Source organism: Porphyrobacter sp. TH134 (genome assembly GCF_002855495.1).
Lineage (GTDB): Bacteria > Pseudomonadota > Alphaproteobacteria > Sphingomonadales > Sphingomonadaceae > Erythrobacter.
The window spans coordinates 132,796-148,410 of sequence record NZ_PKRO01000003.1; the positions used below are offsets into that span (position 1 = coordinate 132,796).

A 15,615-nucleotide genomic window follows, 5' to 3' on the forward strand; every position below is an offset into this window, starting at 1 on the left:
TTGCTATATCCGGGCGATGTCAGGCTTGCCCGGCGAGCCGCATTGCCCGCGCGCGCAGGCCCGCCAGCAGATGGCGCAGCGCCGCTTCTTCGCCCGGCGCGAGATCGGCGAGCAATTCGGCTTCGGTCGCGCGGGCCAACGGCATGACCTCGGCATGGATCGCCCTGCCCTCATCCGTCAATGCCAGCAGATGCGAACGGCCATCCTCCGAGTTGGGCACGCGGGCAATCAACCCGCGCTCCTCCAGCACCCGGGCCGCGCGATTGACGGCCACCTTGTCCATCACCGTTGCCGCCGTCAGCGCGCGCTGGGTCAGCGATCCGCTGTCGCCCAGCACCGCCATCACCCGCCATTCGGGGATCTTGAGGCCGAAGCGCTTGCGATAGCGTGTGGCGATCAGGCTGCTGACCGCGTTCGAGGTGACCGAAAGCTGATAAGGCAGGAAGCCGGCCAGTTCCCCGCCTTCACCCTCGCCCCCTTCAGGCATAGGGGCGCTCGTCCCACCAGGGATAGAAATCGGGCATATCGGCGCTGACCTTGCCGGGGTACATTGCCTTGCGCTTTTCAAGGAAGCTGGCGATCCCTTCCTTGGCATCACTGCCGCGCGACAGGCGATAGATGGCCCGGCTGTCGATCTTGTGGGCTTCCATGGGGTGATCGGCGCTCATCAGGCGCCACATCATCGCGCGGGTCATGGCGACCGATATGGCCGAGGTGTTATCGGCAATCTCACGCGCAAGGCTGGTGGCTGCATGGAGCAGGTCTTCGGGCGCATGGATCGAGCGAACGAGGCCGCCCGCCCTGGCTTCCTCGGCATCGAAGATGCGCCCCGTATAGCACCATTCCAAGGCCTGCTGGATGCCGACGATGCGCGGCAGGAACCAGCTCGACGCCGCTTCCGGCACGATCCCGCGCCGCGCGAACACAAAACCATAGCGCGCGGTGGTGCTGGCCAGGCGGATATCCATCGCCAACTGCATCGTCGCCCCCACGCCCACAGCCACACCATTGCAAGCGCTGATAAGCGGCTTCTTGCTTTCAAACAGCCGCAGCGTCAGCAGCCCCCCGCCATCGCGCACGCGCTCATCCGACAGATCATCGACCTGCGTGGGATCGGAAAACACATGCCCGCCGCCCTCCGGCGTCAGGTCCGCGCCCGCGCAGAACGCCCGTTCGCCGCTGCCCGTGAAGATCACGGCCCGCACCGCATCATCGGCATCGATATCTGCCATCGCCGCCATGATCTCCGCGCCCATTGTCCGGGTATAGGCGTTCATCTTGTCGGGACGGTTCAGGGTGATGGTGGCGACGCCATCGGCTTTGGTGACGATGATCTGGGTGTATTGGGTCATGCGGAATCCCTCTCCTTGTGGGGCCTGTGATGCCATGCGCCGCGCAAAAGAAAACCCCCGCAAAAGCGAGGGTTCTCCTTGTGTCGCAAAGGATGGGCTGCGCTTACCGCGGCGCCATCCGGATCGCGCCGTCAAGGCGCACGTCTTCGCCGTTGAAATAGCCGGTTTCGATCATGCACATGGCGAGCTTGGCATATTCGGTCGGGATGCCGAGGCGCTTGGGAAACGGCACCGAAGCAGCGAGCGCATCGCGCACGTTCTGCGGCGCGGCGGCGAGCAGCGGGGTGTCAAAGATGCCCGGCAGGATGGTGTTGACGCGGATGCCCTCGTTCATGAGGTCGCGCGCGATGGGGAGAGTCATGCCGATCACGCCGGCCTTTGAGGCGGAATAGGCGGCCTGGCCGATCTGGCCATCTTCGCCTGCCACCGACGCGGTGTTCACGATCGCGCCGCGCTCGCCGAATTCGTCCAGCGGGTCGAGCGACAGCATCCCGGCTGCCGACTTGGCAATGCAGCGGAAGGTACCGATCAGATTGACCTGAATGACGAAATCGAACGCCGAGATGGGGAAGTGTTTGATCGAGCCGTCTTCCTTGCTGCGGCTGGCGGTCTTGATCGCGTTGCCGATCCCGGCGCAGTTTACCAGAATGCGTTCCTGCCCGTGGGCTTCGCGGGCCTTGGCGAAACCGGCATCGACGTCTTCATCCTTGGTCACGTTGACAAGGCAGAATACGCCGCCGATTTCCGCCGCGAGCGCTTCGCCCTTTTCGGCGTTCATGTCGAAGATCGCGACCTTGGCGCCCTTGGCCGCCAGCGCGCGCGCGGTGGCTGCGCCGAGGCCCGAGGCACCGCCGGTGACAACGGCGGGGGTATTGGCTGAAACTTCCATTGCAATTCTCCTAGAACAAAATCCGTTCGCCCTGAGCTTGTCGAAGGGCCGCACTTTCTTCCGTTCCGCAACCTCCGAAAGAAGGACGGTGCCTCGACAAGCTCAGCACGAACGGTTGATTATGCCTGAACTCAAAGACGCTCGATAATGGTCACGTTGGCGACGCCGCCGCCTTCGCACATGGTCTGGAGGCCATACTTCTTGCCCTGACGGTGCAGGGCGTGAACCAGCGTCGCCATCAGCTTGGTGCCCGAAGCGCCCAGCGGATGGCCGAGCGCAATCGCGCCGCCATGGACATTGAGCCGCGCCGGATCGGCTCCGGTGTGCTTGAGCCATGCGAGCGGCACGGACGCAAATGCCTCGTTGACCTCGTAAAGATCGATGTCGTCGATGGTCAGGCCAGCCCGCTGAAGCGCCCGGTCGGTCGCGAACAGCGGCTCTTCCAGCATGATGACCGGATCGCCAGCGGTCACCGTCAGGTTGTGGATACGCGCCAGCGGAGTCAGGCCGTGGGCCTTCAGCGCCGCCTCGCTGACCACCAGAACAGCGGACGACCCATCGCAAATCTGGCTGGCCGAGGCCGCCGTCAGCGCACCATCAGGGCTGATCAGCTTGACGCCTGCGATGCCTTCCAGCGTCGCGTCAAACCGGATGCCTTCGTCGATCGTGTGCATCGCCGGGCCTTCGGGCGTGGTGATCGCCACCGGCACGATTTCGCGGCCAAAGGCATCCGCGTTGGTTGCGGCAATCGCCTTTTGGTGGCTGTCATAGGCGAACCGGTCGAGATCATCCTTGGTGAAGCCGTGCTTTTGCACGATCATCTCGGCGCCCATGAACTGGCTGAAATTGATGCCGGGGAACTTGGCTTCGATCCCGTCGGCCTTGCTGTAGAGGCCTTCCTTCATGTGGAGCGTGACATTGGAGCCCATCGGCACGCGGGTCATGCTTTCAACGCCGCTGGCGATAACCACATCCTGCGTGCCGCTCATCACGGCCTGCGCGGCGAATTGGATCGCCTGCTGGGATGAGCCGCACTGGCGGTCAATCGTCACCGCCGGGGTCGATTGCGGCAGCAGCTTGCTGGCCAGCACGCCCATGCGGCCAATCTGCATCGCCTGCTCGCCTGCCTGACTGACACAGCCCGTCACCACATCGTCAATCGCCTTGGGGTCAATCCCGCTGCGTTCGACGATGGCATCCAGCGAATGGGCCAGCAGGTCCACCGGGTGCACCCCGGCCAACCGCCCGCCGCGGCGGCCACCGGCCGTGCGGACGGCCTCGACAATATAGGCTGTGGTCATGTCTCTCTCCTCCGTGAGGCCCCGATCGAGGGCCGCGCGCGGCGCATAATCAGTTTCGCTTCGCCACTCGCTTATCGGAAAGCGCCTATTGAAGGCCATGACGCAAATCAAGCGGGCAATGGCGAAAGGACACCAAACCGCTGGCCCGAGCATCACCTTCCAACTGTTGCAGAAGCGTAACAGGTGCGGCGCAAGCGCACCTGCGACGGGCATTTGCATTTGCACTGCCGAGAGCCATGGACCATCCCAGCACCAGTAAAGGGCTTGGCCGGAATCCTTATCGCCCGCCCTTCACGCCAAATCTGGCAAAAGACCTGGTTCAACCCAAAGGAGCAAGACCACCATGAAGAAGCTTTCGCTTCTCAAGGCCGGTGCGGCAACTGCCGTAATCGCCCTGACAGTCTCCACCCCTGCCTTCGCGCAGGACGCTGCTGCGCAGACCGAAGAAACCGTTGCTGCCGAAGCTGAAGCTGAGCCTTCATCTGTGATTACGGTGACCGGATCGCGTATTGCGCGTCCCGAGCTTGAAGGTGCAGCACCGCTCATCGCCGTAGTGGGTTCAGAGCAGATCGAGCGCCGCGGCTTCATCAACGTGGCTCAGGCACTGAACGAAATCCCCGGCTTCGGCACTCCGGTGTCGAGCGCTGGCGATCAGTCAAGCTACTCGGTCGGTCAAAACTTCGTGAATCTGTTCGGCATCGGCAGTCAGCGCACCCTGACGCTGGTCAATGGGCGCCGCTTCGTATCGTCGAACACGGCTTCTAATTTTGGTGGTGCGGCGGCTGGTCTTCAGGTCGATCTCAACGTGATCCCCGTGAGCCTGATTGATCGCGTCGACGTGCTGGCCGTCAAAGGTGCCACCACCTACGGCTCCGACGCGATTGCGGGAACCGTCAACTTAATCCTTAAGGACGACTTTGAAGGCCTCGAAGCCACGGGTCAGCAGGGCATCTACCAAGCGGGCGACGGCGAAAGCACTTTCGGCAGCATCACTGCCGGTGGAAACTTCGCCGATGGCCGGGGCAACATCGCGGCTAACTTCGAATACGCAAATCAGAAAGGCGTGCTTACCAATAGCCGCGCGCTCGGCCGCCAGGCGATTTTCCGCGACAGCGAAGACCTTGTGATCAGCCCGGACCGCATCTTTTTGCTCACCGGTGGCGGCCTTCCCACCCGCGGTGCCGGTCTGGTTGATGGCGGCTACATCACAACCGTCTTTGGCCTACCTGAAGGCGGCTTCCGAAACGCCGCCGGCAACTTCGTCCAGTTCAACAACCAGGGCCAGCTTGTCGATTACGATATCGGCGACACTTCGGACGGCAACCTAGTTCGCGGCAATGGCGGTGACGGGCTTGACCTCAATCGGGCCGGGCAGTTGCTTTCGGACCTGGAGCGTTACTCGCTGTTTGCGATCGGCCACTATGACGTGACGGACAACATCAGCTTCTTCTTCGAGGGCAACTACGCCAGCACGAGGTCGACGGAACTGGCCAATCAGCCGGTTTACCAGTCAGCCCTGTTCAGCGGCGACAGCCTTGGTTTGGGCGTGAACCTTTCGAACCCGTTCCTTACCGATCAGGCCCGTTCGGTCCTGCTGCGTCCGGGTAACCTTGCGGATGCCGCTGGCAACCAGATCCTGAACGTCGACACCGATGGCGACGGCGTAAACGACGACACGCAGTTCTTTTTGCAGCGCGCAGGTTTCGACCTGCTCGGTGGTTCCGCGCCTGACTTCCAGCAGCTCGACCTGTTCCGCATCGTCGGCGGCTTTAAGGGCGACTTTGAAGTGGGTGGTGGCCGCAACTGGAACTGGAACGCTTCCTACTCCTTCGGTCGTTCGCAGGCGATTTCGTCATCGCGTTCGCTGGTACAGGCCAACTTCCTGAACGCGGTCGATGTGGTCACCGATCCCGCCACCGGCAATCCCGTATGCCGCGTGACGCTGAACCCGCCCACCGCCCCCGGTACTGGGGTCGGCACCCCTGCCCAGCCGAACTCGGTCACAGCCTGTGTTCCGCTGAACCTTTTTGGTGAAGGCGTCGCTTCGCGGGAGGCAATCGATTTCGTCACCACGACAATTCTTGCTGAATCGTCCAACCAGCAGAACATCTTCAACGCCAACCTCGGGGGCGGGCTGTTCGATCTGTTTGACAATGAAGTAGGTTTCAACGTCGGCTACGAAAACCGCCGCGAACGGCAGACCTTTACGCCAGATGGGTTCCAGCAGCAGGGTCTAGGCCGCACCACGCCAATTACACCAGTAGATGGCAGCTTCTCGACCAACGAGTTTTTCGCAGAAGTACTCGTGCCGATCATCACACCTGGGAACGACAGCTTCGTTCATCGCCTAGAGTTCGATGGTTCATTCCGTTACATCGACAACTCGATCGCAGGATCGGGTGAAGTCTGGTCGGTGGGCACACAGTTCGCTCCAGTCGCGGACTTGACGTTCCGTGGCAGCTATACCGAATCGGTGCGTGCCCCGGCGATCACTGAACTGTTTCTGGGCCAGTCACAGCTCTTCTCCTTTGCGGATGACCCGTGCGATCCGGACTTCATCGACGATGGCAACAATCCGGCTCGCCGCCTCGCCAACTGCCAAGCTGACGGTCTTCCCGTAGGCTTCGATTCGCAGATTGACGATGCGTCGCAGGAAATCTCTACCTCAGGAAACCCCAACCTGCTCAACGAAGAATCGAAGTCTTGGACGGTCGGTGCGATCTTGCAGCCCCGCTTCATCCCTGGCCTCTCGCTGGCGGTGGACTGGGTGGACATCGAATTGACCAATGCCATTGTTCAACTCGACCTGACCTCGGTACTGCGAGCTTGCTACGACAACGAGGACTTTCCGAACGCAATCCTCCCGGATGGCCAGAACGCCTGCGACCTGTTTCAGCGGGATAGCAACTTCCAGATCATTGGGGCACAGACCGGACAGGCCAACGCCGGTTCGTTTGACTTCGCCGGCCTTCAGGCGACCCTGCAATACAACTTTGATCTGGCAGGTCTGTTTGGCGGCGAAGGCGATTTGGGCAACTTGAACCTGCTCGGTCGTTACTTCTACACCGACACCAACCGCTTTGTGGTCGTCGGCGTGCCAGACGACAACGCTGGCGAGATCGGCAACTTCAAGCACTCGTTCAATGGTCAGGTTGTCTACACCAAGGACAACTTCCAGTTCGCGCTGACCGGCAACTACCTGTCGGGTGCTTCGTTCGACCTAGAAGAAGATCAGTCGGCCCCCTTCGCCAAGGTCGGCGATTACCTGGTGTTCGACGCCACCCTCGGCGTCGATGTGAGCGACAAGGTCTCGCTGGGCTTCACCGTGAACAACCTGTTCGAGGAAGAGCCCCCGTTCCCGAGCCGCGATCCGGCTCAGTACGGTCAGGGCATGCTCGGTCGGGAATTCCTGTTCCGCATCACCACGCGCATGTAATCAACCTGCGAATATCCAAGAAAAGGGGGGGCCTCGGCTCCCCCTTTTTTTTGCGTTGCACAGGGCCTTGCGACACTCCTGGCGCTGCGCAGGTCATCGTTCCGACGATGAGGAGCGGGCTTGGTTCTGTGCCCGCAGCGCGCAGTTGCGCCCATGCAGGCGCAAGTCGGCATCCCCCGCTCTCACGGGGTCAACCTTCCATCAGTACGAGAATACCGGGCAGCGCCTCAGCGCATGCGGGTGACGCCGAGGAAACCCGTCTTGTCGGCAAAGGTCATCCGGAAACCACCGGACCAGATCTTGTTGATCTCGGCCTTCCAACCCGCCTTCACCCGCCCGCGAAACGACTTGTTGGACGTTGACCGCCACATCTGTCCGTTTTCGAGGATGATCACATGGTTGCCCAAGCCATCTGTCAGGACTTCCGCCACCACTGAGATGACCTTGGTGTCGTTGGCAGTGTCAGCCGCCGCAGTGGCTGCGACCGGAGGGGATGAAGGCGCGGGCGCCGGCGCGCCAACAGGGACAGCGGCGCTGGCAAGCGCGCTTGAGGTCACAGGCAAGGGGTTAGCCTTGGCCCGGTCTTCGCGCTCGCGCAGCTGCTTGGGCGTCAGGCCGAAAGCCTCCGCCTCAACCCTGCGCTCGGTCTCGGCCCGCTCAGCGATGACCGCGGTCTCGCTCGCATAGGTGCGGTCAAAACACGCCAACCGTTCGCGGTCATCGGTCATCTGGGCGCAGGCCGCATAAATGCTTTCGCGCGGGGTTTGCGCGCCGGCACCGGCGGCGCTCAGGAGAAGGCCAAGGCCGACAGCGGCTCTTGCAGATGATCCGGCAATGCTCATGAGCCAACTATGATATCGGAGAGCACTTGTGGCAAGATGGGAATATCGGGGCGCTCTGGCCGCAGCACAGCCGCGCGCGGCGTCACGGCTTCACGTCAAACGCAACTGTCATTCTTTCTCCCCCATCGATCGGAACTGTACCGTGCCACATGGTTGAGGGAAACAGCGTCAGCCAACCCGGCTTGGGCGCTATCTGCCGGGTCGCACCAAGCTTGATACCAAGTTCGGCCGGCGGCTCCCCAAATTGAAGATATCCGGCCGGCGCAGCGCCGCACTCACCCGCCTCTGGCATCGCAACACACAGTGCGGAACTGAGCCAACCTTGAGGGTGAACATGGTTGCTGTGATGACCAGCCCCCGTAAGCCGAACCGACCAACTGCCGGAAAAGCGGACATTGCGCGGCCGATGCCCCAATGTCGGATGCGGGGGCTCGGCAGGTCCGAGATCAGCGATATATGCCCTTACCGCCTGTTCGATCCGGCGACGCAGTTCCACAATCGGGGGGTCGATCCGTGCGAACAACGGACCGTCCGTTTGGCTTCCCGCACGCACCGACTGTCCCGGCGGTTCGTGGGCTGCCTTATGCATCGCCCGCAAGGATTGCACCAACTGTGGCAGTTCCTCCTGCCGATAAACCTCGATCCGCTTAATCAGGCGCTCGTCACCCTCAAGCCAGTGCCAGCGCGGATCATCGAGCAGCCGCCAGGCCGTTGCCAGATAGGGCCACAATTGACCTGCTCCGGGCAGAGCCAGACCAGCCTCAAGCAAACTTACAGCCGCCGCAGGGCGACCGGTTCGCAACAAATGCCGTGCGCCGCGCGCCAGCAATTCTGTGTTTTGCAAATAGTGGGTTTGGGAAAAGATCCCCGCAAAGTGGGCATCAGCGGCGGTCTGCTCGCCAAGCTCACTGGCGCAAATGGCTCTGATTGGTTGCAGTTCGGCAATGTCGCCTAACGCTTGCTGGGCATCAGCCAAGGCGGCATGGGCTTGACCGTAATCTTCGACGCGCATCATGCGGTCGAGCAAGCCCAACCACAAGGCCGCTGATTTGGGATGATGTGCCAGCGCATCACGGTAGCTCGATACAAACCGCGCGCCATGACCACACTGCCACTTCAGATTTGCCAGCGTCTGATGCCCCTCCAGCCACAGTGGCGAGGCGCGGCAGGCCGCTTCAAGGTCACTGATTGCCGCTTCAAACTCGCCTGCAACAAACTGCGCAGCCGCGCGCCCGGTGATTATGGACCCATCACTTGGACGCAGTGACAAGGCGCGATCAAACAGCGCCACCGCAGGCAGACCGGCTTCAAAACTGACATGCGCCAGGCCATGCGCAATCTTGCCATCATGGGGAGCCAGCACGGCGGCGCGCTCCAGCGCAACGATGGCAGATGCGCTATCGTAAAGCGCGCGGTGCGCAAGTCCCAGGCTTTGCCACAGGATTGGCGCGTCGGCGTTGGCGCGCACAGCCTCAAGCAACAATGCACGGGCGCCTTCCGGATTGTCGTTCTCGCGCATCTGAACGGACAGGCGCGCCACTTCGTCAACTGAGTGAGCAGAGATCATCGTCATGGTGTGCTTTCTTAATTGCAAGCATCGCCTTGCGCCACCGGTCAGACAATGAGGCTCTTCAAGACACGAAAAAGGGGGCAGCCCGAAAGCTGCCCCCTGATTTTAGAACCAATCTGGTCCTGCTTACGTTGATCAGAACGTAAACTGGACGCCGACCACGAAGCGACGGCCAAGCGGATCATAGACCGCCGGGAAGGTGTTGCCCGAGTTCGGACCGGCGCCGCCAGCCTGTGCACCCACGATCGGCGGATCGCGGTCAAACAGGTTTTGGACCGACAGCGTGAGGGTCAGGTTGTCGATAACGGCCTGACGGAGCGCCAGATCGAAGTAGTTGAACGACGAGATGTTCCGGTAATCAGCGAAGAACGCAGCCGGGCCAGCAGTCGTCGGCGTGCCGGTGGGCAGCTGCGGATTCGGTGCAACCGGTTCCACTTCGACCGCGCTGAGGTAACGCCAGAACAGCGAGACATCAGTTTCACGCGACGTCGACGTATAGGTCAGACGGGTCGTTGCCGAAACTTCCGGCTGCGGGTTACCGCAGTTCACGCTGAAGTAGCCCACGCATTCGCGATTGATCGAACGCGGGGTCGCCTGGAACAGGTTCTCCATCGTGTAGGTCGCAAAGGTGCCGATCGAGATCTGACCGAAGTCAAAATCCTGCGCGGCGTTCAGCGCGAAGTCGATGCCCGACGTTTCAATCGTGCCGAGGTTCGACAGACCGAGGAACGGACCAAAGGTCGTGTTCGCCGGGCCGCTCAGGCTGCCGTCAAGCGGGTTACGACGGGTCAGGTCACAGGTCCCAGGCACCGGAGTGGGCTGGAAACAACCATCGATGATGTCGCCCTGCGTGGGAGTCGTGATCGCGTCCGTGACCTTGATCCGGAAGTAATCGACGCTGAACGAGAAGCTCGACAGAATATCCGGCGTGAAGACCACACCAGCGGTCAAAGTGCGAGCGCGTTCCGCATCGAGATCCGGGTTACCGCCGGTGGTTTGCTGGATCTGACCCGCTGCCGGGCCCGGAATGCTGCCAAGCAGGGTGGTCGGTGCACCGACCAGAGCCAACTGGGCACGGCACAGATCCGGGAAGTTGGCACCGCGCGCCGTAACAGCGGCGAGCGTACCCTGACACGGATCCGAAGTCCGACCGGTCAGGCCGGTGACCTGCGGCTGGAACAGTTCGGCAATGTTCGGCGCACGAATGGCCTGGGTGTAAACACCGCGGAACTTGATCTCCTCGATCGGCGACCAGCTACCGCCAGCCTTCCACGTCCAGGTGCCGCCAACCGTCGAGTAGTCGGCATAACGCACGCCGCCTTCGAGGGTGAGGTTGTAGAAGAAGGGCTTGTCTTCAACCAGCGGGGCAACCGCTTCAAGGAAGAATTCCTTGGAATTGAAGTCACCGCGGATCGGCAACGCAGCAGCGCCAGCGCCCAAAACTTCGCCCGGAACGCGCGAAATGCCATCGCCTTCCGAACCGGCGGTGTAGCGGCGGTATTCCGCACCGAGCGCGAAGCTGATCGGCGTTTCGGCAAACGGGCTAGCCACGCCGAAGTCACCATCGATGGTGCCGGCCACATTCAGGAAGGTGGTGTCGCGGAACGCACGGGTCGGGACTTCGATCGAATTCAGCATTTCTTGCGTGATGCTGCCTTCAGGACCGAAGACGTTGAACGGTACGCAGCCCGCAGCCGAACCGGTCGGGCAGCCCGCAACGCCAGCACGCAGACGGCTCAGCAGGTACCAGTTGGTGCGCTGCTCGGCGCCGTTGCTGCGGCCGTAGGTGCCGTGCACATCCCAGTTCAGGGTGTCAGTGAGACCACCACGGAAACCGCCGGTCAGGTTGAACATGTCGGTTTCAAAGCGCTGGATGCGCGGACCGCTTTCGACAAACCGGCGGTTAACCGCAACAGTCACCGGCGTACCGGCAGCAATGGCCGCACCGCAATCGGTGCCGGCAGCGATGCCGCTGCCTGCAACGCCAACCGCTGCATTACACAGGAAGTCGCGCTGCTGGGCCGAAAGGAAGGGGCTGTTAAGGGGAGTTGTAACCGTGTTCCCGAACGAACCCGACGGTGCCAGATTCACTTCCACGACGCTCTTGACGTACATACCCTCGGCATAGGCCTCAATGCCGTCGGTGATCTCGTAGTTCGCCTGAGTGTAGATGCTGTACAGGTCTTGCGGGGTCTGGAAGATGTTCAGCGGATTGAAGTTGTAGTTGTTCTGCGCACCGGCCGCAAACTGGCCATCGGGCGTCACGCGACCGATGAAGGGGAAGCCGATCGAAGCCGGAACAGCGCCCGGCGAACCTTCTTCGCCGCCGGTAACCGAGCTGCGCGACACAAGGCTGAAGTCGCGGTTGCCCTGAAGCACCGGCTTGGTGTTGACGTAGCCGAAGCTCAATACCGCGTTACCACGGCCATCGTCGAAGCTTGCGCCCATGGTGAGGTCGGCGCGGAAGTTTTCGCCATCACCGCGCTCGGTGATGCCCTGCGCAAAGCGCGCGTCGAAGCCTTCGAAGTCATCGCGCGTGATGAAGTTGACAACACCGGCGACAGCGTCGGCACCGTAAACGGTGCTGGCACCGCCAGTCAGCACGTCAACGCGCTTCAACAGCGCGATCGGAATAACGTTAAGGTCGACCACACCGTCCGTGTCACGCGGCGTAACCCGGCGACCGTTCAGCAGGATGACGTTACGGTTGGTCCCAAGGCCGCGCAGGTTAAGCCGCGACGATCCATTGTTACCATTGTTGGTCTGCGCACCGATCGACGGCACGGCCGAAGGCAGCTGGCGGAGCACCTGCTCAATCGAGACCGGCTGCTGGAAGGCGATATCATCTTCACTGACGAAGCTCACCGGGCTCGAAAGTTCGAGATTCGGGTTGCTGATCCGCGAACCGGTGACAACGATCGATTCGGAAGCTTCGGCAGTTGCCTCAGCATCTTCGACGGCTGCATCTTGCGCAATAGCGGGCGTCGCAGTCGACGCGAGCGCAATAGCTAGGCTTGCCCAGCCAGTCTGTCGCAGAAGTTGTTTCTGAAACACGGTGTTCCCCTTTGTGATGAGTATCAGGTCGTTTTCTCGGTTGCCAGGCGCCCGAAACCGAGCGTGTCCCCCACCAACATGCACCCGAGCTATCTGATTGTTACGCGGGGTGTAAAGCGCTTCCCCTGCAACGCGGCGGGTTTGCAAGGCCTTGTCGCCGAAATGCAACACTGCGTTTGCAACGGAAAACAGTTTGAGATTAGGCGAAGGGCCTGGGACGGTTGCCGGAGTACGATCAAGCAGCCGGAGGATGGAAAAGGTCCAGGCATGATCGGGTTACGCCGCAGACCATGAACCACGCGGACCAGGCACTTGCTGCCGCCCGCCTAGCAGATGTTGCAGCTTTGCAACGTGAAGCGGCGTCTGATCCCTCGGCGTCCAGCCTACCACTCAATGGTTATGCCAAATTTCCGCGCCCCGACACAAGCGCGCCATGTGCGCCGTCATCGCAATCGGGATCTTTGGCGCACACTGGCGCGCGCGCCAAATGCCTGGCGCCAGTTGCAAAACCGGCGCTCCAACGAGAAAATCCCCACCGATCCTGGCTTATTGCGCTGCTGAAGATGGCGAAGGCGCAGACTTAAGCAACCTGCATCGACAGCTGCCCGTCCCCCTCATCGATGGTCAAGGTGGAGCCATCGGGCAATTGCCCCGCCAGCAGCTTTTCCGCCAGCGGATCTTGCAGGTAGCGTTGCACGGCCCGCTTCAAGGGGCGCGCGCCGTAAACCGGGTCATAGCCCACCCGCCCCAGCCAGCGCAGCGCTGCATCGGTGAGGTTAATCGCGATCTTGCGATCGGCCAGCAGCTTTTGCACCCGGCCCACCTGAATGGCCACGATCGGGGCCATGTGTTCGTGGCCCAGCCGGTGGAACAGGATGATCTCGTCCAGCCGGTTGAGGAATTCGGGGCGGAAATGCCCGCGCACCACGTCCATCACGTCCTTCTCGACGCTGGCAGGCTCCGCCCCGTCGGGCAGGTTGGCGAGATACTGGCTGCCAAGGTTCGAGGTGAGGATAATCAGCGTGTTGCTGAAATCGACCACGCGGCCCTGCCCATCCGTCAGGCGGCCATCGTCCAACACCTGGAGCAGGACGTTGAATACGTCGCTATGCGCCTTTTCGACCTCGTCGAACAATACCACCTGATAGGGGCGGCGGCGCACGGCTTCGGTTAGCACCCCGCCTTCCTCATAGCCGACATAGCCCGGAGGCGCGCCGATCAGGCGGGCGACGGCATGCTTCTCCATGAACTCGCTCATGTCGATGCGCACCATCGCGCTGTCATCGTCGAACAGGAAGCCGGCCAAGGCCTTGGTCAATTCGGTCTTGCCGACACCCGTAGGGCCGAGGAACAGGAAGCTGCCCAAGGGCCGCCCCGGATCCTGCAAGCCAGCCCGTGCGCGGCGCACCGCCTTGGAGACGGCCTCGATCGCCTGGGCTTGGCCGATCACCCGCTTGCCGAGGATGCTCTCCATCTGGAGCAGCTTTTCACGTTCGCCGGCCATCATCCGGTCAACCGGAATGCCGGTCCAGCGGCTGACGACCCCGGCGATGTCCTCTTCGGTCACTTCTTCGCGCAGCATGGCGTTGGCCGCCTGCCCTTGCGCTTCGGCGAGCTGCTTTTCGAGTTCGGGGATGCGCCCGTAGGACAGCTCCCCCGCCTTGGCGAGATCGCCTTCGCGCTGGGCCTGTTCCAGTTCCAGCCGCGCACCATCAAGCTGCTCCTTGATCTTGCCCTCAGCCGCGATCTTGTCACGCTCGTTCTGCCAGCGGGTGGTGAGTTCCGCCGATTGCTGTTCCAGATTGGCGAGGTCTTCGCGCAAGGTCACGAGGCGATCCTTGGAGTTCTGGTCACTCTCCTTCTGAAGCGCCTGCTCCTCTATCTTCAATTGGATGATCTTGCGGTCGAGGACTTCGATCTCTTCGGGCTTGGACTCCACCTCCATGCGGATACGGCTCGCCGCCTCGTCCATCAGGTCGATGGCCTTGTCGGGGAGGAAGCGGTTCTGGATGTAGCGATCCGACAGCTTCGCCGCTGCGACAATCGCGCCGTCGGTGATGCGCACGCCGTGGTGGAGCTCGTACTTGTCCTTGATGCCGCGCAGGATGCTGATGGTATCTTCCACGGTCGGCTCGGCGATGAACACCGGCTGGAAGCGGCGCTGGAGCGCGGGGTCTTTTTCGACATATTTCTGGTATTCGTCGAGCGTCGTGGCGCCGATGCAGTGCAGCTCCCCGCGCGACAGGGCGGGCTTCAAGAGGTTGGACGCATCCATCGAGCCTTCGGACGCGCCCGCCCCGATCAGGGTGTGCATCTCGTCAATGAACAGGATGATCTGGCCGTCGGCGTTCTTGACCTCGTCCAGCACCGATTTCAGCCGTTCTTCAAACTCGCCGCGATACTTGGCGCCAGCAATCAGCGCGCCCATGTCGAGGCTCATCAGCGTGCGGCCCTTGAGGCTGTCGGGCACGTCGCCATTGGCGATGCGCAGCGCAAGGCCTTCGGCAATTGCGGTCTTTCCGGTGCCGGGCTCGCCGATCAGGGCGGGGTTGTTCTTGGTGCGCCGCGCGAGGATCTGGATGGTGCGGCGGATTTCCTCGTCGCGGCCGATCACCGGATCGAGCTTGCCGTCGCGTGCCGCCTTGGTGAGGTCGCGGGCGAATTTCTGCATCGCGTCATAGGTGTTTTCGGCGCTGGCGCTGTCCGCGCGCTTGCCGCCGCGCAAGGCTTCGATCGCGGTGTTGAGCGACTGGGGGGAGACGCCCGCCGCCTTCAGCGCCTCACCCGCCGCCCCAGGCGCAAGCGCGAGCGCGGTCAGCATCCGCTCGACCGTGACATAGCTGTCCCCCGCCTTGTCGGCGAGCTGTTCGGCGGTGTCGAGCAGGCGCACCGCGTCATTATCGAGGCCAGGGGTCGCCTGCGCGCCGGAGCCGGTGACAGCAGGAATCTTGGAAAGGCCTGCGTCCACCGCGGTCGCCGCCAGCGGGGCCTGACCGCCCGCGCGCTGGATCAGCCCGGCAGCCATGCCCTCGCTATCCTCCAGCAACGCCTTGGCGATGTGGAGCGGGGTGATGCGCTGGTGATTGAGCCGGATCGCGACGGTCTGCGCCGCTTGCAGAAAGCCCTTCGCGCGGTCGGTGAACTTTTCAAGATTCATGGCGTCCAAACCCT

Annotated in this window: 10 protein-coding genes; 2 read left to right on the forward strand and 8 right to left on the reverse strand. The window is 62.2% G+C overall.

Features of this window, described 5'->3' with window-relative positions; genetic code table 11:
- Positions 1–19: 19 nt before the first annotated feature.
- The 4 genes from C0V72_RS02645 to C0V72_RS02660 form a co-directional block, all read right to left on the reverse strand.
- Entirely contained in the window at positions 20–487 is a 468-nt protein-coding gene (locus tag C0V72_RS02645) for a MarR family winged helix-turn-helix transcriptional regulator (protein ID WP_101791663.1), read from the reverse strand.
- Positions 480–1,352 carry a crotonase/enoyl-CoA hydratase family protein gene (locus C0V72_RS02650; protein ID WP_101791664.1) on the reverse strand — a complete coding sequence of 291 codons (873 nt, stop codon included), beginning with the start codon at positions 1,350–1,352 and terminating at the stop codon, positions 480–482. The genes C0V72_RS02645 and C0V72_RS02650 overlap by 8 nt, the downstream gene beginning before the upstream one ends.
- Before the next feature lie 103 nt (positions 1,353–1,455).
- Positions 1,456–2,241 (reverse strand): SDR family NAD(P)-dependent oxidoreductase, encoded by a 786-nt coding sequence (locus C0V72_RS02655; RefSeq protein WP_101791665.1) that lies wholly within the window; start codon positions 2,239–2,241, stop codon positions 1,456–1,458.
- A 131-nt stretch (positions 2,242–2,372) separates the two neighbouring features.
- Positions 2,373–3,542, reverse strand: coding sequence for an acetyl-CoA C-acetyltransferase (locus tag C0V72_RS02660; RefSeq protein WP_101791704.1), 1,170 nt, complete (start codon positions 3,540–3,542; stop codon positions 2,373–2,375).
- A 343-nt stretch (positions 3,543–3,885) separates the two neighbouring features.
- Between C0V72_RS02660 and C0V72_RS02665 the strand changes: the two genes are divergently transcribed.
- The gene (locus C0V72_RS02665; protein ID WP_101791666.1) at positions 3,886–6,978 is read left to right on the forward strand and encodes a TonB-dependent receptor domain-containing protein; all 3,093 of its coding nucleotides are present in this window, start codon (positions 3,886–3,888) and stop codon (positions 6,976–6,978) included.
- Between the two features lie 227 nt (positions 6,979–7,205).
- Here the strand turns inward: C0V72_RS02665 and C0V72_RS02670 are convergent, their stop codons facing one another.
- Complete coding sequence (locus C0V72_RS02670) at positions 7,206–7,820, reverse strand: hypothetical protein (RefSeq protein WP_101791667.1); 615 nt, start codon at positions 7,818–7,820, stop codon at positions 7,206–7,208.
- An 82-nt stretch (positions 7,821–7,902) separates the two neighbouring features.
- Positions 7,903–9,111 carry a 2OG-Fe(II) oxygenase family protein gene (locus C0V72_RS02675; protein ID WP_172438879.1) on the reverse strand — a complete coding sequence of 403 codons (1,209 nt, stop codon included), beginning with the start codon at positions 9,109–9,111 and terminating at the stop codon, positions 7,903–7,905.
- A gap of 39 nt (positions 9,112–9,150) precedes the next feature.
- On the opposite strand from C0V72_RS02675, the gene C0V72_RS16310 reads away from it, so the two are divergent.
- Positions 9,151–9,372 (forward strand): hypothetical protein, encoded by a 222-nt coding sequence (locus tag C0V72_RS16310; RefSeq protein ID WP_172438880.1) that lies wholly within the window; start codon positions 9,151–9,153, stop codon positions 9,370–9,372.
- Positions 9,373–9,525: 153 nt separating this feature from the next.
- Here C0V72_RS16310 and C0V72_RS02680 read toward each other — a convergent pair whose 3' ends face one another.
- Both C0V72_RS02680 and clpB read right to left on the reverse strand, forming a co-directional pair.
- Complete coding sequence (locus C0V72_RS02680; protein ID WP_233999740.1) at positions 9,526–12,615, reverse strand: TonB-dependent receptor domain-containing protein; 3,090 nt, start codon at positions 12,613–12,615, stop codon at positions 9,526–9,528.
- 409 nt (positions 12,616–13,024) lie between these two features.
- Entirely contained in the window at positions 13,025–15,601 is a 2,577-nt protein-coding gene (clpB, locus tag C0V72_RS02685) for an ATP-dependent chaperone ClpB (RefSeq protein ID WP_101791669.1), read from the reverse strand.
- Positions 15,602–15,615 lie beyond the last annotated feature (14 nt).

What these genes read in the sequence shown, in the direction of transcription:
- C0V72_RS02665 (WP_101791666.1), top strand. Translation starts at nt 3,886, where the DNA reads ATGAAGAAGCTTTCGCTTCTCAAGGCCGGTGCGGCAACTGCCGTAATC.
- C0V72_RS02670 (WP_101791667.1), bottom strand. Translation starts at nt 7,820, where the DNA reads ATGAGCATTGCCGGATCATCTGCAAGAGCCGCTGTCGGCCTTGGCCTT.
- C0V72_RS02650 (WP_101791664.1), bottom strand. Translation starts at nt 1,352, where the DNA reads ATGACCCAATACACCCAGATCATCGTCACCAAAGCCGATGGCGTCGCC.
- clpB (WP_101791669.1), bottom strand. Translation starts at nt 15,601, where the DNA reads ATGAATCTTGAAAAGTTCACCGACCGCGCGAAGGGCTTTCTGCAAGCG.
- C0V72_RS02645 (WP_101791663.1), bottom strand. Translation starts at nt 487, where the DNA reads ATGCCTGAAGGGGGCGAGGGTGAAGGCGGGGAACTGGCCGGCTTCCTG.
- C0V72_RS02655 (WP_101791665.1), bottom strand. Translation starts at nt 2,241, where the DNA reads ATGGAAGTTTCAGCCAATACCCCCGCCGTTGTCACCGGCGGTGCCTCG.
- C0V72_RS16310 (WP_172438880.1), top strand. Translation starts at nt 9,151, where the DNA reads ATGCGCAATCTTGCCATCATGGGGAGCCAGCACGGCGGCGCGCTCCAG.
- C0V72_RS02660 (WP_101791704.1), bottom strand. Translation starts at nt 3,542, where the DNA reads ATGACCACAGCCTATATTGTCGAGGCCGTCCGCACGGCCGGTGGCCGC.